This is a genomic window from Ottowia sp. (genome assembly GCF_047975795.1).
GTDB lineage: Bacteria > Pseudomonadota > Gammaproteobacteria > Burkholderiales > Burkholderiaceae_C > Ottowia.
The window spans coordinates 90,867-109,624 of sequence record NZ_JBKEEE010000080.1 but is presented as its reverse complement, the minus strand read 5'-3'; the positions used below and the strand labels follow the sequence as shown (position 1 = coordinate 109,624).

General features: G+C 59.6%; 19 protein-coding genes and 1 pseudogene. 12 read left to right on the top strand and 8 right to left on the bottom strand.

What is annotated here, in order from left to right; genetic code table 11:
• Nucleotides 1-15 precede the first annotated feature (15 nt).
• Nucleotides 16-1,314, bottom strand: a complete 1,299-nt coding sequence (locus ACK5NW_RS12045; protein WP_416928339.1) for an NTP/NDP exchange transporter — start codon at nt 1,312-1,314, stop codon at nt 16-18.
• Between the two features lie 159 nt (nt 1,315-1,473).
• Here ACK5NW_RS12045 and ACK5NW_RS12040 point away from each other — a divergent pair.
• Nucleotides 1,474-2,366, top strand: a pseudogene (locus ACK5NW_RS12040) (LysR family transcriptional regulator).
• A gap of 46 nt (nt 2,367-2,412) precedes the next feature.
• On the opposite strand, the gene ACK5NW_RS12035 reads toward ACK5NW_RS12040, so the two are convergent.
• Entirely contained in the window at nt 2,413-4,014 is a 1,602-nt protein-coding gene (locus ACK5NW_RS12035) for a cytochrome D1 domain-containing protein (protein WP_416928337.1), read from the bottom strand.
• Between the two features lie 55 nt (nt 4,015-4,069).
• Entirely contained in the window at nt 4,070-5,314 is a 1,245-nt protein-coding gene (gene nirJ, locus ACK5NW_RS12030; protein ID WP_416928335.1) for a heme d1 biosynthesis radical SAM protein NirJ, read from the bottom strand.
• A gap of 128 nt (nt 5,315-5,442) precedes the next feature.
• Between nirJ and ACK5NW_RS12025 the strand changes: the two genes are divergently transcribed.
• The 7 genes from ACK5NW_RS12025 (at nt 5,443) to ACK5NW_RS11995 (ending at nt 11,658) form a co-directional block, all read left to right on the top strand.
• Nucleotides 5,443-5,934, top strand: coding sequence for a flavodoxin family protein (locus ACK5NW_RS12025; protein WP_416928410.1), 492 nt, complete (start codon nt 5,443-5,445; stop codon nt 5,932-5,934).
• A 160-nt stretch (nt 5,935-6,094) separates the two neighbouring features.
• Nucleotides 6,095-6,676 (top strand): hypothetical protein, encoded by a 582-nt coding sequence (locus tag ACK5NW_RS12020; protein WP_416928333.1) that lies wholly within the window; start codon nt 6,095-6,097, stop codon nt 6,674-6,676.
• A 29-nt stretch (nt 6,677-6,705) separates the two neighbouring features.
• Nucleotides 6,706-7,233: a hypothetical protein gene (locus ACK5NW_RS12015; RefSeq protein WP_416928331.1), complete on the top strand. Its 528-nt coding sequence runs from the start codon at nt 6,706-6,708 to the stop codon at nt 7,231-7,233.
• Between the two features lie 5 nt (nt 7,234-7,238).
• Nucleotides 7,239-7,859, top strand: coding sequence for a TetR/AcrR family transcriptional regulator (locus tag ACK5NW_RS12010; RefSeq protein ID WP_416928329.1), 621 nt, complete (start codon nt 7,239-7,241; stop codon nt 7,857-7,859).
• Between the two features lie 251 nt (nt 7,860-8,110).
• Nucleotides 8,111-9,049 (top strand): poly(3-hydroxyalkanoate) depolymerase, encoded by a 939-nt coding sequence (gene phaZ, locus ACK5NW_RS12005; protein ID WP_416928327.1) that lies wholly within the window; start codon nt 8,111-8,113, stop codon nt 9,047-9,049.
• A gap of 68 nt (nt 9,050-9,117) precedes the next feature.
• The gene (locus ACK5NW_RS12000; protein ID WP_416928408.1) at nt 9,118-9,558 is read left to right on the top strand and encodes a MaoC family dehydratase; all 441 of its coding nucleotides are present in this window, start codon (nt 9,118-9,120) and stop codon (nt 9,556-9,558) included.
• Nucleotides 9,559-9,597: 39 nt separating this feature from the next.
• Nucleotides 9,598-11,658, top strand: a complete 2,061-nt coding sequence (locus ACK5NW_RS11995; protein ID WP_416928325.1) for an alpha/beta fold hydrolase — start codon at nt 9,598-9,600, stop codon at nt 11,656-11,658.
• Between the two features lie 136 nt (nt 11,659-11,794).
• Here the strand turns inward: ACK5NW_RS11995 and ACK5NW_RS11990 are convergent, their stop codons facing one another.
• The 5 genes from ACK5NW_RS11990 to ACK5NW_RS11970 all read right to left on the bottom strand — a co-directional run bounded on the left by ACK5NW_RS11990 (nt 11,795) and on the right by ACK5NW_RS11970 (nt 14,552).
• Nucleotides 11,795-12,190: a diacylglycerol kinase gene (locus ACK5NW_RS11990; RefSeq protein WP_416928323.1), complete on the bottom strand. Its 396-nt coding sequence runs from the start codon at nt 12,188-12,190 to the stop codon at nt 11,795-11,797.
• Nucleotides 12,191-12,251: 61 nt separating this feature from the next.
• On the bottom strand, nt 12,252-12,803 hold the full coding sequence (locus ACK5NW_RS11985; protein WP_416928320.1) for an RDD family protein: 552 nt from the start codon (nt 12,801-12,803) through the stop codon (nt 12,252-12,254).
• A gap of 68 nt (nt 12,804-12,871) precedes the next feature.
• Nucleotides 12,872-13,495, bottom strand: coding sequence for a DUF3106 domain-containing protein (locus tag ACK5NW_RS11980; RefSeq protein WP_416928318.1), 624 nt, complete (start codon nt 13,493-13,495; stop codon nt 12,872-12,874).
• A 32-nt stretch (nt 13,496-13,527) separates the two neighbouring features.
• Complete coding sequence (locus tag ACK5NW_RS11975; RefSeq protein WP_416928316.1) at nt 13,528-13,989, bottom strand: DUF3619 family protein; 462 nt, start codon at nt 13,987-13,989, stop codon at nt 13,528-13,530.
• The gene (locus ACK5NW_RS11970; protein WP_416928314.1) at nt 13,986-14,552 is read right to left on the bottom strand and encodes an RNA polymerase sigma factor; all 567 of its coding nucleotides are present in this window, start codon (nt 14,550-14,552) and stop codon (nt 13,986-13,988) included. The genes ACK5NW_RS11975 and ACK5NW_RS11970 overlap by 4 nt, the downstream gene beginning before the upstream one ends.
• Before the next feature lie 307 nt (nt 14,553-14,859).
• Here ACK5NW_RS11970 and ACK5NW_RS11965 point away from each other — a divergent pair, with 307 nt between their 5' ends.
• The 4 genes from ACK5NW_RS11965 to ilvC all read left to right on the top strand — a co-directional run bounded on the left by ACK5NW_RS11965 (nt 14,860) and on the right by ilvC (nt 18,740).
• Entirely contained in the window at nt 14,860-16,659 is a 1,800-nt protein-coding gene (locus ACK5NW_RS11965; protein ID WP_416928312.1) for an acetolactate synthase 3 catalytic subunit, read from the top strand.
• 199 nt (nt 16,660-16,858) lie between these two features.
• Nucleotides 16,859-17,350 (top strand): acetolactate synthase small subunit, encoded by a 492-nt coding sequence (gene ilvN / locus ACK5NW_RS11960; RefSeq protein WP_416928310.1) that lies wholly within the window; start codon nt 16,859-16,861, stop codon nt 17,348-17,350.
• Nucleotides 17,351-17,368: 18 nt separating this feature from the next.
• Nucleotides 17,369-17,674: a hypothetical protein gene (locus ACK5NW_RS11955; protein ID WP_416928308.1), complete on the top strand. Its 306-nt coding sequence runs from the start codon at nt 17,369-17,371 to the stop codon at nt 17,672-17,674.
• Nucleotides 17,675-17,723: 49 nt separating this feature from the next.
• Nucleotides 17,724-18,740, top strand: a complete 1,017-nt coding sequence (gene ilvC, locus ACK5NW_RS11950; RefSeq protein ID WP_416928306.1) for a ketol-acid reductoisomerase — start codon at nt 17,724-17,726, stop codon at nt 18,738-18,740.
• Nucleotides 18,741-18,758: the final 18 nt, after the last annotated feature.

Here is an 18,758-nt window from a genome sequence, read left to right as displayed (position 1 = left end):
AAAAGAAAAAGAAAACTACGAACCGTGCGGTGACGCCAGGCGAGATGGGTAACGACCCAGCCAGACGCTCAATCCAACCCACAGCACGGACAGTGGCACGGCCACCCAGGCGATGCCGGACATGCCCAGCCCCAGCGCCATCAAACCCGCATAGGTCCAACTGCCGATCTGGTCGCCGCTGCGGTAGACCACCGTATCGATGAAGTTCTTGGCCTTGTAGCGGTCTTCGCGCGGCACGTGAGTAAACAGCACTTCCCGCGCGGGCTTGGCAAAGGCAAAGTTGCTGACCCGCCGCGCCACCTGCACGGCCACGAAAAGGCCTGTCGATGACGCCATGCCCAACACGCTGAAACCGATGACACTGAGCAGCGGCAGCACGCACAGCACGGTCATCACGCCCAGCCACTGCGTCAGGCGGCCCACGGCCAGAACCTGAAGCGCCAGCGTGAGGGCATTGACCCACAGGTCAATGCGGGCGAAGAAGGCGGTTCGTTCAGCGCGGCTGGCAAAGGCTGCATCGACGATGCTGGCCTGCTGAAAATAAAGAAACGTGGAGGTGATCGAATACAGCAGAATGAAGCAGGCAATGCCCAGCAAATAGGGTGAGCGCAGGGTGTGCGTGATGCCCGCCAGTGTGCCGCCGCCGATGACCTGTTGGCGAGCAATAGCGTCTGTGGTTTTAATGTCCGCGTGTGCGTGGGGGCGTTGCCAGCGTGAGAGCTGGCGTGCGGCGCGCACCGCTACTTCCAGCAGCGCCACGGCTATCAGCAGCAGCCAATGCGTGTCGATGCGCATCGCCAGCGTGGCGGTGAGCGCTGACCCAGCCATGCCGCCCAGCGTGGCACCGGCGGCCAGAAAGCCGAACAGGCGTTGGCCCTGCTCGGTGTTGAACACGTCGACCACCAGTGACCAAAATACGGATACCACGAACAGGTTGAACACTGACACCCAGATGAAGAACGCGCGCCCCATCCACACCTGCTGCGCGGTGCTGCTCCACACCAGCAGCACTGCAAATCCCAGCAGGTGGAGCATGAAAAACCGATAAGAGATGGCGATGAAGCGCTCGCGCGGCCAGCGTTTGACAGCCATGCTGAATAAAGGGCTTAGCGCCAGCATGGCCAGCAGCGTGCCGGTGAACAGCCAGGGCAGGTTGCGCACGCCCGCGGCCACGCCAAGCTCGTCCCGAATCGGCCGCAGAACGTAGTACGCAAGAAACAGCGCGAACATGTACAGCCACGACCATGCCAGCGCTTGCCCTTCGCCAGGCCGCGCGTTAACCCAGCGGCGCAGGCTGGTGGCAGGGCGTTTCAACAGTGGGCAAGGCGTATCAATTGCGCCGACTGCGGGCGGGCCAGGCATGTATGGACTGTCTTTGGGTATCAGAAAAGGGTGAGTTACTGCATTTTGGATAGCTGATGCCCATCTGACTAGGCTATAAAATCAAATAGGCTTTATGAGAAAGATTCATTAATGGCGCGACTGGACGATTTGGCGGCTTTTGCCGCTGTGGTGCGCGAAGGCAGCTTTACCCGCGCGGCGGCGCAGCTGGGGTGTCGCAATCGGCGCTCAGCCATACGGTGCGCGGCCTGGAGCAGCGGCTTGAGTTAAAGCTGCTGCATCGCACCACGCGAAGCCTGGCAACCACTGAGGCGGGCGAGCGCTTGTACCAGACCGTGGCACCACGTCTGGCAGATATTGAAGCTGAACTGCAATCGCTGGGCGAGTTGCGTGGCAGACCTGCGGGCACAGTGCGCATTACATCCACCCAGCACGCGGCGCGCACGCTGGTCTGGTCACGGCTGGCCTCCTGGCTGGTTGATTACCCCGACATTCAGGTGGAGGTGGACGCCAATGACCGCTTTACCGACATCGTGGCCGAGCGCTTTGACATTGGTGTGCGCCTGGGTTCCGACGTGGCCAAGGACATGATTGCCGTGCGCATGTCGTCTGATTTAAGGCTGGCGGTGGTGGGCAGCCCCGACTATCTGGCCCGCCATGGCCGGCCCAGAAAGCCGCAGGATTTGACGGCACACCGCTGCATTGGCCGCCGCCTGCCCACGCACGGCGGGCTGATGAGCTGGGACTTCATGCGCCGCAGCCAGCGCCTGAGCGTGCATGTGAGCGGGCCACTGGTGTTCAACGACGGTGCGCTGGCGCTGGATGCGGCGCTGCGCGGCTACGGCCTGGCCTGGTTGCCGCTGGACATGGTGCAAGCTGATGTGGATGCCGGGCGGCTGCAACTGCTGCTGAACGATTGGGCGGCGGTGTATCCCGGCTACCACCTGTATTACGCCAGCAGGCGTTCATCGCCCGCGCTGGCGCTGGTGGTGCAGGCGCTGAAGATCAAGCGCGTCAAAGATTGAGGCGCACTCCAAGCGGCCCTAATCACGCGGCCCTAATCAGGCGACCCTAATGGGAAGTGCCTTCCGAGCGCGTGATTTTGTTGTGCACGTTGTATTTGCCTACAGGCTTTTTCATCGGCAGGCGTTTGACTTCCTTGAAGGTGGCGGCATCGTAGATGATGAGCGCGCCGTCCATCTCCCACAGGCTGGCCAGGGCGTGTTTGCCTGCTTTGTCGAACTCGATGTGGGCCAGGGTTTTGCCCGGTGTGCGTACGCTGGCCACAGGCTTGAGCGTTTGCTTGTCGATGATGGTCAGCGTGTCCTTGGCCTGCGCGCTCATCATGGAATCGACCCAGGCGTAAGGCGTGGCCTCGTGGCTGCGCATGAAAAAGCCGGGGCCGGGGGTTTTGATGGTGCCCACCAGGCCCCAGTTTTGCATGTCGATCACCGTCACGTCGCCGCTTTTCAGGTTGGGGCTGGCCATGACGCGGCGACTGCCGTGGTCAAACGTGATGCCCGATCCCAGGTGCGGCATGCCGCCGATGGGCAAGTCAGCGATTTTGCGGCGCACGTCCAGATTGACCACCTGCCCGCTGGGCGAGCCATCAGCGTGTGGGCGCGAAGCCCCCAGCGCGTAAGCGTAGTTCTGGCTGAAGAAAAAGTCGTCCAGCGGTTCATCCAGCGCGGTACGGCGCACGCCTAAAAAACCATCTTTGGGCATGCCTTCGTACATTTTGTAGTCGTGCACAAAGCCGTCGTAGATGGGCGGTGCCTTGGGGTCGTAGCTGATTTCCCACAGCTCGGGGATGTCTTTCAGGGCCACCACAAAGCTGCGGCGCGGTGCGGCGTCGTAGACGGCCGATACGCGCGAGGTGTTCTTGCCGTCGAGTGAGCGCGCATCGTAGGTTTTGAGCAGTTTCAGATCGGCGTCAAACAGCGCCAGGGTGTGCGGCAGGTAGTTGGCGGCCATGACGTAGCGGCCATCGCCGCTGACGGCGATGTTGCGCATGTTGATGCCTGCGCGCACTTCGGTCACGACTTTCAGGTTGTACAGGTCGTATTTGGTGATCCAGCCGTCGCGCGAGCCAAAGTACACGTAGCGCCCGTCGGGTGTGAACTTGGGGCCGCCATGCAACGCAAAGCGGCTGGCAAAGCGGTGGATGACCTCGAACTTGTCGCCGTCCAGCAGCGACACGTGATGATCGCCCGCTTCCACCACCACGAACAGGTTCATCGGGTCGGCGCGCCACTGCGGCTGGGCAGGCCAGTCGCGCCAGCCAGCCGCATCGACGCGGCTGGTGGTGATGTCGGTGGCCGACCAGGTGGGGGCGGGACTGACGGGGGTGTAGATCCAGTCGGTCAAAGCCGCAATTTCTTCAGGCTTGAGCTGTGCGGCAAAGCCTGCCATCTGCGTGGCGGCGCGGCCTTCGGTGGTGACTTTCAGTGCTTCAGCTTTTTTAAGCCGCGCCAGACTTTCGGGCAGCAGGGCAGGCCCCATGCCGCCCAGGCGTTGCGCGCCGTGGCAACTGGCGCAGTGCTGCTGGTAAAGCGCGGGGACATTGATGGTTGGTTGGGTGGGGGATGCAGTCTGGGCAGCGACGACGCTTGGCAAGGCCGCAAGAAGCGCGCACAAGCCAAGTGACTGCCAGACGGTTGCTTTTGATTTCATAGCTGTTTGCGCAATGTGAACAAGCGCTGGAGCGTGATTTGACTTAAATGATGGCTTAAATACTGGCGTTCAGCCGGATGACCCGATGCGCCATGGGTGTGGTTTGATCCACGTTCGCCTGAGCAGGGGTGGGCAGGCCGATTTCGTCGTCGCTCAGGTAGCACCCGGGGTCTTCGGCCCAGGCATCGCGCGTGACCTGATGGGCGCGCACGCGGGTGTTGCCGTTGCAGATGGCCAAGTGGCGACACGCACCGCAGCGGCCGTGCACGGGGCGCGGGCGGCGCTTGAGGCCCGCCATCAGCGGATCGCTCAGGTCGTGCCAAATGGCGGAGAAAGGCCGCGCCTTGACGTTGCCCAGCCGGTGGTGCCACCACATGGTGTCGGGGTGCACGTCGCCCAGGTTGTCGATATTGGCCACGTTGACGCCCGAGCTGTTGCCGCCCCAGGCGATGAGGCGTTCGCGCACCGCATCGGCCCAGCGGGGCAAGTGCTGCTGCACCCATTGCAGCAGGTAAATGCCGTCGGCGTCGTTGTTGCCGGTGACGAATTCTTGCTGCCCACCGGCCTGGGCGTTGCGCCAGGCGGTGGCAAACATCAAGTCCAAGGCCTGCCGGGTGGCCAGGTGGTGCGCGTCTTTGCCGCGGTGAATGTTGCCGCGCCCAGCGTAGTTCAGGTGGCTGAAATAGAACTTGTCCACCCCTTCGTCCTGCATCAGTTGCAGCAGCGGGGGCAAGTCGTGCGCGTTCAGCTCGGTCATGGTGAAGCGCAGGCCGACTTTGGTGCCCAGTTTTTGCAGGTGGCGCACGGCGCTCAATGAACGGTCAAACGCGCCTTCAAGACGGCGGAATTTGTCGTGCGTAGCCCCAATGCCGTCTAAGCTGATGCCTACGTAGTCAAAACCGTGGGCGTGAATGCGCTCGGCCAAGGGCTGGTCGATCAGTGTGCCGTTGGTGGACAGGCCGACGTAAAACTTCAATTGACGCGCGCGTTCGGCCACTTCAAAAATGTCGGGCCGCAGCAGCGGTTCGCCGCCTGAGAGGATCAGCGCGGGCACGCGAAACGCCTTGAGGTCGTCCATGACATCGAACACCTGGGCCGTGGTCAGCTCGCCGGGGTAGTCGTGGTCGGCGCTGAAGGCGTAGCAGTGCTTGCAGGTGAGGTTGCAGCGGCGGATCAGGTTCCAGATCACCACCGGCCCTGGTCGCACGCCACCCGGCGCACCGCGCCGTGCAGGCGCAGGGTAGCTGCCGGTGGCCTCGGCCTGGGCCAGCTCGTGCATGAAGTGGGAGATGCGGAACATGGGCAGCGCAGATGTGTGGACGATGAATGCCCCATGCTAGGTGGCCGCTGTAGGGCCAACCATGACATGCGTCAATTCTGCGGAGCCGGGCGCTGGCGGTGGGCACCTTCATGCTACGCTGGTTGGCGATGAAAACCTTGCTCATCGTTTACCACTCCATGACTGGCGGCACCCGCCAGATGGCCGAAGCGGCGGCACAGGCTGCGCGCGGACAGGAAGGCGTGACCGTGCGTCTGTTGCAGGCCGTGCAAGCAGGCCCTGACGACGTGTTGGCAGCCAGCGGCTACTTGTTTGCCGCGCCTGAAAATCTGGCCGCGATGGCGGGCTTGATGAAGGACTTTTTTGATCGCTGTTACTACCCGGCGCTGGATCGCCTGAACGGTCGGCCTTATGCCGTCATGGTGTGCGCAGGCAGCGATGGCAGCAATGCCTTGCGGCAAATGCAACGCGTTGCTACCGGCTGGCGTCTGAACGCCGTGGCACCGGGGCTGATCGTCAACACCCAGGCACAGACGCCTGAACGCATTTTGGCCCCTAAAACTATTGGCACCCAAGACTTGCAGCGCTGCGCCGAACTGGGCGAAGGGTTGGCCGCGGGGCTGGCTACGGGGGTGTTTTGATGGGTTTGGTGAACATTTAGGTCAATTAACCTAAGTTTTTGACAATCCTGGTTTGCGCTCCCTATGTGCACAGGCAGATCATGAGGGTATGGCAGATCAAGGTCTGCCCCTTATTTCCATATCCTTGATACAGAAAGGTTTCATCATGTCGGTACAAACATTGAGCAAAGCAACCCAAGACGTGGTTACGCATTACCAGCACGCAGGCCAGAGCCTGAACGATTTGTGGAGCAGCCGCAGCCAGCGCGTGCTGGCCGCCACCCAAAAACGCCTGGACAAGGCGGTGAGCAACGCGCGCCTGCCGTGGCTCAAAGACGGGGCCAAGAGCAAGGTGATTGGTGCACAAAGCCGTGTGATCGGTGGCGTGGTGCGTGGCTGTGAATTCCGTTCCAGCCAGACGCACAAATTGCTGGACTGGACGGCCAATGTCCTGCATCGCGGCATTGCAGGCACGGCCAAAGTGGCCGAGCGTGTCGACGCTGCCTTGCCAGGACACCTGATCAACAAGGCCAGCGAAGCCAGCCTGCCGGTGGCGCACCTGTCGCTGTTTGCCGCTGCTGCGGTCGACAGTGGTGTCAGGCGCCTGGGTCGGCGTGCCCATTCTTCGGGCAAGCAAGAGGCCACCGCCACCAAAGCCCATGCCGCTCCGCGCACGACTGCCAAGCGCAAGCCTGCAACCAAAGCTGCTGTCAAGCCAGCCGCCAAGGCGGCAGCACGCCAGCGCGCAGCCAAGAAAGCCTGAGCCTCAGGCGCTGCGGCTCAAAGGTGCCCATGACCGGTTCGGACAAGCCCACAACGCGGCCTGATAAAAAGCGCAACGCCCAGGCCAGTGCTTCAGACAGGGAGCGCGCGAAAACCTTGCTGAGCGTGGGCGTAAATGCGCTCAAGGGTGCCAGCAAAGGCGTGCTGGCCAGGCAGGTGCGGATTTTTGATGCCCTGTTTTTGCCGGGCACCCAGACGCATCATCAAGAGCGCGCTGAAAGCTCGTCGCAGAATTTCGAGACGGTGCTTGATGAGCGTGTAGCGCGCTCCCTGGCCAGATTGGGCTACCCCCCGCCGGAAGTGCTCAATGCTCTGGTGTCTGCCCTGTTGGGTATGGCTGATGAGCCAAGTCAGTCATCGAGCGCCAGTGCATCGAAGTCGCAAGAGCGGGCATCGCAAGCAACTCCAGCCAAGGAACGTGCCAAGTCGTCTGCCCCATCCAGACGTACGTCGGCCAAGGCCGCAACTGCATCGCCCAAGAAGCGAAAGCCTCGGGGTGACGGTGGAACGAAGGTGTCTGCGGATTCGAGCAGGTAACGGTTTTGCGTACCCGAGACCGCATTCTGGAGGCCAGCCGGCAACTGTTCAATCAGGAAGGGTTGGCTGGCGTGACGACGCACCGGATTGCGACCGAGCTGGGGTTGAGCCAAGGCAATCTGCACTATCACTTCAGGACACGGGATGCCATCGTTACCACCTTGTTCAGACGGTTTGAAAGCAGGTTGTCTGGGTGCATTGAGTCGCATGCGGATGCCGATGCCCTGGACGATTTGTGGCTGACCCTGCATTTGACTTACGAGGTGATTGATGAATACCAGTTTGTGTACCGTGACATTGCCTATCTGCTGGCCGAGCATCCTGCACTGGAGCCAGACATTCAGGCACTGACGGGGCGCCAACTGGTGGCCACGCGCAACCAGATGCAACGGCTTCGATCCGCAGGTGTATTAAGCATGAGTGAGGAAGATGCGGAGATGCTGGCGCTGCAACTGGTGTTTTCCATGACGTGCTGGACCACGTTCAAAAGGATGATGCCCAAACGACCGAAAGGACATTCTGATTCAGCGCTGGCCACGTACTACACGCTGACTTTGCTGTCGCCCTTTGTGTCAGAGCCGTCCAGGCCGTACCTGGATTACTTGCGGCATAAGTATGTGAGCTAGCCAATCAAGCGTTCAACGCCCTTGGCCTTGCATTGACGATATGAACCACTGTGTACGGGAGGAAGACATAGAAACAGATACAACATTTGAGTTTGCTGCGGCGGCCAAGAAGCCGCTCCTGCCGGGTTTTTGATGGCATGGCACTGACAACCGAACTCATATTTCTGCGCCCGATGCATGGGCTTGCGCGCATGCGAGCGACATGATGTCTGGGGCAGGCCCATCATTTCAAACGTTTTCAATATTTCATCATGACAGCATCTACAGCAACACACAGCGCTCCACGCGTGGCCAAAAAGGCCAAGACTGCCACCACTCGGGCCAAGCCTAAAAAAATGCCCGCACACCCGCCCGAGGTCATCTCGCCGAACAATGACCAGTACGACGAGCACCGCTTTGAGATCGAGATGGTCACCGTGGGTGACCAAGAGGTTCGCGTTGGCAGGCAGCGCGGCAATGGCAAAGGCGTGCCCCTGTTCATGTTCAATGGCATTGGCGGCAACATCGAATTGCTCAGTGCCGTGGCAGCATGGATGCCTGAGCGTGAAGTGATCACCTTTGACGTACCTGGCGTTGGACATTCGCCCTTACCCAAGCGACCGTACAGCCTGCGCACCATGGCCGATCTGGCGGCGGGCATCCTGGATCATTACGAGCACGATCAGGCCGATATTTTTGGTATCTCGTGGGGCGGTGGTGCGGCGCAGCAGTTTGTGCGTACCCACCCAGATCGTTGCCGCCGCCTGGTGCTGTGCGCCACGTCGATGGGCATGATCATGATGCCCAGCCACCCCAGTGTGGCGCTCAAAATGGCCACTCCGCGCCGCTACATGAACAAGGGCTACGCGCAGCAGGTCAGCGGCGATATTTATGGCGGAGATTGTCGTAACAATCCAGGGCTGGTAGCCACTTTGTTCAAGCACGTGCACTGGCAGTCGCGCAAAGGTTACTACCTGCAAGTGATGGCCTTGATTGGCTGGACCAGCTTTCACTGGCTGCACAAAATCAAGCAACCCACTTTGATCATGGCCGGCTTTGACGATCCGCTGGTGCCGGTGCTCAATGCGCGCATGATGAACCGCCTGATTCCCAACAGCGAGCTGGAAATGTTCGATTGCGGCCATCTGTTTCTGATGACACGGCCAGAGGCATCATCAAAAGCTTTGTCAGAGTTCCTGGATCGGGCTTGATAAGCTCGGGGCACGTTAATTCACTATAAAAGGAGACAACCTTGAACCAGCCAAAGCGCTTGCAACCCATGGAGCTGACTGCCCATGTGGGCGAAGAGATGGGGGTGTCCAGATGGATTACCCTTGATCAGCCTCGCATCAACGAGTTTGCCCATTGCACTGAGGACGATCAGTGGATCCATGTGGACGTGGCGCGAGCCACCAAAGAAACGCCGTTTGGTGGCACCATTGCCCATGGCTACTTGACCCTGTCGCTGCTGGCCCCTACCAACTTTGATGTGCTGCTGTCGCGCCTGGATGTCAAGCAGGCGATGAACTATGGTATCGACAAGGTGCGCTTCATTGCCCCCGTGCGTGCTGGCAAGCGCGTGCGCAATCGCATCAAGATGGCCGCAGTGGAAGACAAAGGCGATGGCCGCACGCTGGTGACGATTGAAAACACCATCGAGATTGAAGACGAAGAAAAGCCGGCATTGATTGCCACGGTACTGGCGATGCTGATAAGCTGAAGTCCAGCTTGCTATTCATAAACCGAAGGAGACATGCCAATGGCAACCAACACCACGGCCAGCGCAGAAGACGTGCTGGAATCTGCTTCTGCATCGACATCGGCGCCCGCATCAACACCTGCCGCCAAAGCCAGCGCCAAGCGCGGCACGGCTACGGCCAAAAAAACAGCACGCTCCAGTACGGCCAAGCGTGCCAGCGCCAAGACCGGCACAAAGGCCAGTGCGAAGGCCAGCGTGAAAACCAGCGCCAAAGCCAAACCAGCAGCTCGCCGCAGCGCGCCCGCTAAAGACACTGGTGCCGCTGCTACCGCCAAAAAACGTCCTCCAGTCAAAAAATCAAAGATTGACGTGGCGCAGCAGGAAGCAACGGCTTCTGCGCCTCAAGCTTCGCGTTCGGCACCGACGGGGCGCGCGGCCATGGAAGATTTGGCCGCGCAAGCCTCGCAGAACACGCTGGCGGTCAATCCCCTGATTGGCCTCAATGGACGCGACATGATGGTGGCTGCCAAAGCCTTGTACAAAGGTTTGAGCGGCGCACCCGCATCGACGCTGAAGCACTACGCAGGCTATTTGTCGGACTTGAGCGATGTGATGCAAGGCTCCTCTGAGCTGGCACCTGACCCCAAGGACAAGCGTTTTGTCGATCCGGCGTGGAAGTCAAGCTGGATGTATTCTCGTTTGGCGCAAATTTATCTGGCCACGCAAAAGGCGTTGTCCGGGGCGATTGAAGAATCCAACCTCACCAATATCGAAAAGGGTCGTGCCCAGTTTATTTCTACCCTTGTGACGGACGCTCTGGCACCGACCAACTTTGCCATGGGTAACCCGGCTGCTGTGCGCAAAACCGTCGACACCGGGGGTAAGAACCTGCTCGATGGATGGCGTAATCTGTTGAACGATATTCGCTACAACAACATGATGCCCAGCCAGGTCGATGCCACGCCGTTCAAGGTGGGCGAGAACATGGCCACTTCACCTGGGCAGGTGGTGTTTCGGCATCCCATGTTCGAGCTGCTTCAGTTTTCGCCCACCACCCCCCAGGTTCATGCCCGGCCGCTGGTGATGAGTCCGCCCCAGGTCAACAAGTACTACGCCATCGATCTGGCACCCGAAAAAAGCCTGATCAAATGGACGGTCGATTCTGGCGTGCAGATGTTCGTGGTGAGCTGGCGCAACCCGACCATCGAACACCGTGACTGGAGCCTGGAAGATTACTGCATGGCGCTGGATGCGGCTGTCGATGTGGCCAGAGAAATCACCGGCAGCCCCGACGTCAACATGTGGGGAAGCTGCTCTGGCGGCATGACGCTGGCCGCTTATCTGGGCTGGCTGGCCGCGCGGGGCGATACCAAGGTGGTCAACACGACCTGGGCGGTGTGCGTGCTCAATACCGAGGCATCGCTACAGGATTCGACGCTGGGCTTGTTCAATACCCCAACCACGATCAAGGCGGCCAAGGCGCGCTCAAAGAGCAAGGGCTTGGTGCTGGGTGAGCAAATGGCGTCGATGTTTGCGTGGCTGCGTCCGAATGACCTGATCTGGAACTACTGGGTCAACAACTATTTGCTGGGCAACAAGCCGCCAGCATTCGATATTCTGGCCTGGAATGCCGACGTCACCCGGCTGCCGGGCCAGTATCACTGCGACTTGCTGGACATGGTGGAGAAAAACCCCTTCATCAATCCGAATACGCTGGAGATTGCGGGCGAGAAGATTGATTTCCGCAAAGTGCGCCTGGGGGCCTATGTGATCGGTGGCGTCACCGACCACATCACGCCTTGGCGCGCCTGCTACGGCACGGCGCGGCTGTTTGGCCCAGACACCACTTTCGTGTTGGCCAATGCGGGCCATTTGCAAAGCATGATTAACCCGCCAGGGGCGCCCAAAGCTTTCTTTTATTCCGGCAAAGCCCTTGAGGACGATCCCATGGCCTGGGCCGAGCGCACGCAAGCCAACCGGCAAGAAGGCAGTTGGTGGCCACACTGGCGTGCGTGGATGCAGCAGTGTTCAGGCAAATTGGTGGATGCGCCATCAACACTGGGGTCGAAAAAGCACAAACCACTGGGCGCAGCGCCAGGCAGTTATGTGGCAGCGAAGTAAAAGGGTTGTAGTTGAGCGATTGATCTGCTGACACTGAACTGCAAATCCAGTTGACCCCACGCGCTGTTCTTGATGGCGTGCTGGGGTTTTCTTTTGCGCAAACCCAAAAAAGATCAAACGCGCAGGAAGAGGGCTTTCAGAAAGTCATCCATCGCGCGTACAAAGCGGCGATCCAGATGCCGCCAGCCAGCAGCAAGGCCAGGAGCACGGCGGCTGACCCCATGTCTTTGGCGCGCTTGGACAAATCGTGCCATTCCGAGCCGACGCGATCGACTACCGCTTCGACGGCGGTGTTGAGCAACTCCACGACCATGACCAAGATGACTGAGCCAGCCAAGAGGGCGGTTTCAGCCCATCCTCGACCCAGCCAGAATGCGGCAGGCACCAGCACGATAGAAGCCAAGGCTTCTTGCCGAAATGCGGTTTCATTCCAGCCCGCCTTCAGTCCGGCGAGCGAATAGGTGGTGGCGTAAGCCCACCTTTTCCACCCGGTACGGGCTTTTTGAGGATTGATGGAATCAGTGGGCTTCATGTGCTGATTGTGAGCGATCAAGTGAACGGTGAAAGACCGGGGCGAGGCTGAAAGCCCATTTCTAACTGCGGCGCTTGGTCAGGTCGGGCTGGATGTCGATCAGGCGTGTGCCTGCCCAAATGTCGTGCCAGAACTGTCGCTGCGGCTGAAAGCGGCTGAGCAAAGCCCAAATGGCCACCCAGCCCAGTAGGAGCACAGTGACCTCGCCGCCGCTCAGCGTGAAGGGGGCAATGGCTGCCAGCGGCGGCAAGAACCAGATCCAGGACAGTACATAACGCCACAGGGCCATGCGGGCGGTGGCTGGCTGGCCGTGGCGATCAACCACACGGATATGCCAGGTCTTCATGGCCAGTGTCTGGCCTTTGCGCCAGAAAAAAACGAAGTACAGGCCCAGCACGACGAATAACAGCGCTTGCAGCGCATGCCGGTTTTGCAGTGCATGTCGAGAGTTGGTGAGCACGCCAAAAATCAGACCGGGTAGCACCACGATACCGAACAGCAACACGCCTTCGTAAAGCCATGCGGCCATGCGACGGCGCAATGAAGGCGCAACCAGTGCAGGCGTGCTGTGGCTGGGCTGTGGTGTTGACACCATGGTGGCTGGATCGTTCATGCGGTCAGGAAGTGCTAATGCGCCAGGAGTGTTCTGGGTATGCCCATGCGCGACACCGTTGACATTGATTAGCGTGACGATTGGGGCAGCAAGGTATCGCGATGGACGGGCAAGGCTGATCCAGCCGAAGGGGTGTTGTCGGTTGCCACGCCCGTGCCTGGATTGTCCTGTCCACCAGTTCCAGCAGACGGACGGACGATGCGGACATTAGGCGTGGGCTGTAATGCGGGCGCTGCGCCGCTGGGGCGGGCAGGGCGGGTGTTGGCCAGGCGTTGGCGCTCTTCGGTGGGAAGTGCTTGGTATTCCTCCCATTTGGCGCGTCGTTCATCGGCAGGTGCGGCGCGGCGCGCTTCACCAAAATTCAGTCGTGCCTGGGTGCGCTGCGCAGGAGACAGTTGCGCCCATTCGGCCATGCGGCTTTGCAGTGTGGCTTGATCTTCAGCGCGCATGCGGTTGAAATTGCTGGCCAGTGCCACCCACTTGCGCTGCTGTTCGGCCTCCAGCGTGGGCCATAGCGTGGCTAAAGGACGCAAGGCTTTGCGCTGCTCCGTCGTTAACGCCCCCCAATGGACAGCGTCTGTTACCAGTTGGGTGTTGACCGTATGGGAGGGGGACGGGGCTGGCTGTGCCAGTGCTGGCCACGCCCATGCGAGAAGGCAGACCACAGTCAGGGCAGGCAACAGCGAAGACATCAAGGACAGGAGAAAAGAATGGCTGATTTCAGTCAGTGGGCGGTGCTTTGCTGGTCGCGCCCGGCTTTCAGGTATTGCAAAAAACCCGGATCGGCATAGGCTTCTGGTGGCAAATCGTCGGTCAGCAGTACGGCGTCCAGATCGGCCACCTCAATGGCGCGGTTGTCGTTTTGCTGGCTGTTAATGGCCATCAATCCCATCGTCAGCGCCAAAACCATCAGTCCTGACGCCAGCCAGCCCGCCCAGCCCATGCGGTCGTCGCTTCCATGGAGTGCGGCGGTATGGCCGTTGTGGGCTATTTCTGTTGCTCGGCGCAAACGGGTGACGGTTTGCGGTTTTTTGCGCTGCATCACCGCTTGTTGGCGTGCCACGCGCAAGCGCTCGGTCACACCATGGGGCAAGTTATCCAGGTCGGCTGACAGGCGGGCACTCAGACGCAAACTGTAACGTGCCTGTAGTACATCGGTATAAATGGTGTTGGTGTGTGTGGTCATGGCACGATTCCTTTGGCGCGCAAAGCCTTGGCCAGTGCCTGAACTGCGCGCGAGCAGTGTGTTTTAACACTGCCTTGCGAGCATCCCATCGCCACTGCCGTCTCTGCGACATCCATTTCCTCCCAGTAACGCATTAAAAATGCTTCGCGTTGACGGCCTGGGAGTGCTTGAATTTGTAACTCAATCTCGTGAAGAATTTGGGCGCGGCGGGTAGAGTCTTCGGCGCTCTCAATTTGTTCATTGGTGGCCGCGCCTGCAAAGGTTTCCAGCAGATCAAAGTCGTTGTCGGTGCCTAGCGACTCAAAGTCGCTCATGTTGGAAAACACTGCCTTGCGTGTTTTCTGGCGCCGAAACCAGTCGAGGGTGGTGTTGGACAGAATGCGCTGAAACAGCATGGGCAGCTCGGCCAGGGGCTTGTCGCCGTAATGGTGGGCCAGTTTCATCATGCTGTCCTGCACGATGTCCAGAGCTGCGTCTTCATCGCGCACATGGTAGAGCGCGCGCTTGAACGCCCGTTTCTCAACGCTTTTGAGGAAATCGGAAAGTTCTTGTTCGGAGGCCAAGGCGTCTGCTTGAGGTGGTTGCTGCGGGTTTTGTCGAAGGCTGCGGCCAAGCCAGAAAACCCTAGATTTCTTGTGTTGGACAACAATTATGGCATTGGCTGGGGGTGATTTTTTGCATCGGTTTGTCACCGCCCATGCTGCAGTGCGATAATGTGGATTGCATTCAAGAAAGCAAACGGGTCACCGCCCGACGGTTGAGCAATGGCCGTTCATGGTGTGTGGTCTCAAGTCCTGAAGCGGCCTCACAAGGGTTGGCAAGGGGCACCCAAGGTTTTTCGTCAGAGAAATTCTCGAAAGGTTGATCAAAATGGAAATCTCCAAAGCCGAAATCAAGTCGGCCGCCGCTGCATCTTCGCAGAGTGCCGCTCAAGACACTCCTCAAGAACTCCGCGGCGCTGAAATCCTCGTCAAAGCGCTGCAAGCTGAAGACGTCAAGTACGTCTGGGGCTATCCCGGCGGTGCGGTGTTGCACATCTACGACGCGTTTTACAAGCAAGACACCATCCAGCATGTGCTGGTGCGTCACGAACAGGCCGCCGTGCACGCCGCCGATGGCTATGCCCGTGCCACGGGCGACGTGGGTGTGGCATTGGTCACGTCCGGCCCCGGTTTGACCAACGCAGTGACTGGCATTGCCACGGCCTACATGGATTCGATCCCCATGGTCATCATTTCCGGCCAGGTGCCCACCGCCGCGATTGGCCTGGACGCTTTTCAGGAATGCGACACCGTGGGCATTACCCGCCCGGTGGTCAAGCACAACTTTTTGGTCAAAGACGTGCGCGACATGGCCGATGTGATGAAAAAAGCCTTTCATATCGCACGCTCGGGTCGCCCCGGCCCGGTGGTGGTGGATATTCCGAAGGACGTGTCTTTCAACAAGACCGCGTTCGCCGGTTATCCCGAGAAGCTGTCGATGCGCTCGTACAACCCGGTCAAAAAAGGGCACAGCGGTCAGATCCGCAAAGCGCTGCAACTGTTGCTGTCGGCCAAGCGGCCCTACATCTACACCGGTGGTGGGGTGCTGCTGGCCAATGCATCGCCCGAATTGCGTGCTTTGGTGGATTTGCTGAACTACCCCGTCACCAACACGCTGATGGGGTTGGGGGCTTTTCCGGCCACCGATCAACGCTTTTTGGGCATGCTGGGCATGCACGGCACCTGGGAAGCCAACAACGCCATGCAAAACTGCGACGTCTTGCTGGCCGTAGGCGCGCGCTTTGATGACCGCGTGATCGGCAACCCCAAGCACTTCGCATCGGTGGATCGCAAGATCATCCACATCGACATCGACCCGTCCAGCATTTCCAAGCGTGTGCGGGTGGACGTGCCCATCGTAGGCGACGTGAAAGACGTGCTGACCGACATGATCGGCATGATCCGCGAAGGCGCTGTGCAGCCCGCACTGCCTGATGCAGCCGCGCTGGCCGACTGGTGGCAGCAAATCGAAGGCTGGCGCGCGCGCGATTGCCTGAGTTACGACCGCGCCAACACCGAAGTCATCAAACCTCAGCACGTGATCGAAACGCTGTGGAACATGACCCAGGACGCCGATGCCTACGTCACCTCCGACGTTGGCCAGCACCAGATGTGGGCAGCGCAGTACTACAAGTTCAATGAGCCGCGCCGCTGGATCAACTCTGGCGGGTTGGGCACCATGGGCGTAGGCATTCCGTATGCCATGGGCATCAAGCTGGCCCGGCCTGACAGCGAGGTGTATTGCGTCACCGGTGAAGGCTCGGTGCAGATGTGCATTCAGGAGCTGTCCACCTGCTTGCAATACAACACGCCCATCAAGATCGTCTCGCTCAACAACCGTTACCTCGGCATGGTGCGCCAGTGGCAGGAAATTGAATATTCCGGCCGCTACAGCCACAGCTACATGGACGCGCTGCCCAACTTCGTCAAGCTGGCCGAAGCCTATGGCCACGTCGGCATGTTGATTGAGCGCCCGCAAGATGTGGAGCCTGCGCTGCGCGAGGCGCGCAAGCTCAAAGATCGCACCGTGTTCATGGACTTCCGCACCGATCCGACCGAAAACGTCTTTCCCATGGTGCAGGCGGGCAAGGGCATCACCGAAATGCTGCTGGGGTCTGAGGACTTATAAGTCAAATGCGCTTCTAACGCTTGTGTGACAAGCGAAATAAGCTACTTTTATAATAGCAATTATCTCAACTTTTTTTTCAAGATGAATCTATTGCCCACCAAGCCCGCTTCGCTTACCGGCGGCGGGGGAGGGTGGCGAAAACGGCAGTTTCTGCGACCTGTTGAAGGTTGCTTGCCGTCGCAAAAAGAGGAATCGACACATGAAACACATCATCGCCGTATTGATTGAAAACGAAGCGGGCGCGCTGTCCCGCGTGGTGGGCCTGTTCTCAGCCCGGGGCTACAACATCGAGTCGCTGATCGTCGCGCCGACCGAGGACGAAAGCCTCTCACGCATGACCATCCAAACGCGCGGCTCGGACGAAACCATCGAGCAAATCACCAAACACCTGAACCGCCTGATCGAGGTGGTGAAAGTGGTCGACTTGACCGAAGGCAGCTACATCGAGCGCGAGCACATGATGGTCAAGGTGCGTGCGGTGGGCAAAGAGCGCGAAGAAATCAAGCGCACCACCGACATCTTCCGCGGTCGCGTCATCGACGTCACCGACAAGAGCTACACCATTGAGCTGACCGGCGACCAGGGCAAGAACGACGCCTTTTTGAATGCCATCGACAAAACCGCCATTCTGGAGACTGTGCGCACTGGTGCCAGCGGGATCGGGCGGGGAGAGCGGTTGTTGAGGGTTTGACGGCAACCGTATTGCGCGATGCAGCATTTCGTTTGCGAAGTGACGCCTAATCCCGATGCTTGGCCGGAGGGATTGCCATCGAATGTGGCAGGTGCATTTGTGGAGTGCTGGATTGACTTTCGAGATTTGGAGGGCACCGAGGCATTGTGTCGACATTACCTTGGCTCCGAATGGATTATTGCGGGCGATGTGGAATCAACCCGCGTCAAGAAGGTGGATTTGACGAGAAAACGTGACCGAAAAAGCTGGCGCGAAGCCAAGCGATTTGGATACAGCATGACATTTAACCTTTGGCCTAATTCTTCACCAAATGGTGCGAATTAAACGGCTAATTTGTTCTAGTTTTAATTCTGACACTCACCCAGGAGAAACCATGAAAGTGTTCTACGACAAAGACTGCGACCTGAGCCTGATCAAGGGCAAGACCGTCGCCATCATCGGCTATGGCAGCCAAGGCCATGCGCATGCGCAAAACCTGAACGACTCGGGCGTGAAGGTCGTGGTTGGCCTGCGCAAGGGCGGTGCCAGCTGGGACAAGGTGGGCAAGGCCGGTTTGAACGTGCTGGAAGTCAACGACGCTGTCAAGGCAGCCGACGTGGTGATGATCCTGCTGCCCGATGAACAGATCGCCGAGGTGTACAAGAACAACGTGGAGCCGAACATCAAAAAGGGTGCTTCGCTGGCCTTTGCGCACGGCTTCAACGTGCACTACAACCAGGTCGTGCCGCGCGCCGATCTGGACGTGTGGATGGTGGCCCCCAAGGCACCCGGCCACACCGTGCGCAGCACCTACGCCCAGGGCGGCGGCGTGCCGCACCTGGTGGCCGTGCACCAAGACCAGAGCGGCAAGGCGCGTGATCTGGCGTTGAGCTACGCCATGGCCAACGGTGGCGGCAAGGCCGGCATTATCGAGACCAACTTCAAGGAAGAGACCGAGACCGATCTGTTCGGCGAGCAGGCGGTGCTGTGCGGTGGCGCGGTTGAGCTGATCAAGATGGGCTATGAGACCCTGACCGAAGCCGGTTATGCGCCCGAGATGGCCTATTTCGAGTGCCTGCACGAGCTGAAGCTGATCGTTGACCTGATTTATGAAGGCGGCATTGCCAACATGAACTACTCGATCTCCAACAACGCCGAGTTTGGCGAATACGTCACCGGCCCCGAGGTCATCAACGAGCAGTCGCGTGCGGCCATGCGCCACGCGCTCAAGCGCATCCAGAACGGTGACTACGCCAAGATGTTCATCACCGAGGGCCGCACCAACTACCCGGCCATGACCGCACGCCGCCGCAACATGGCCGACCACAGCATCGAGCAGGTGGGTGGCCAGTTGCGCGCCATGATGCCCTGGATCGCCAAGAACAAGCTGGTGGATCAGAGCCGGAACTAAGAGGCAAGTTAAGAGGCA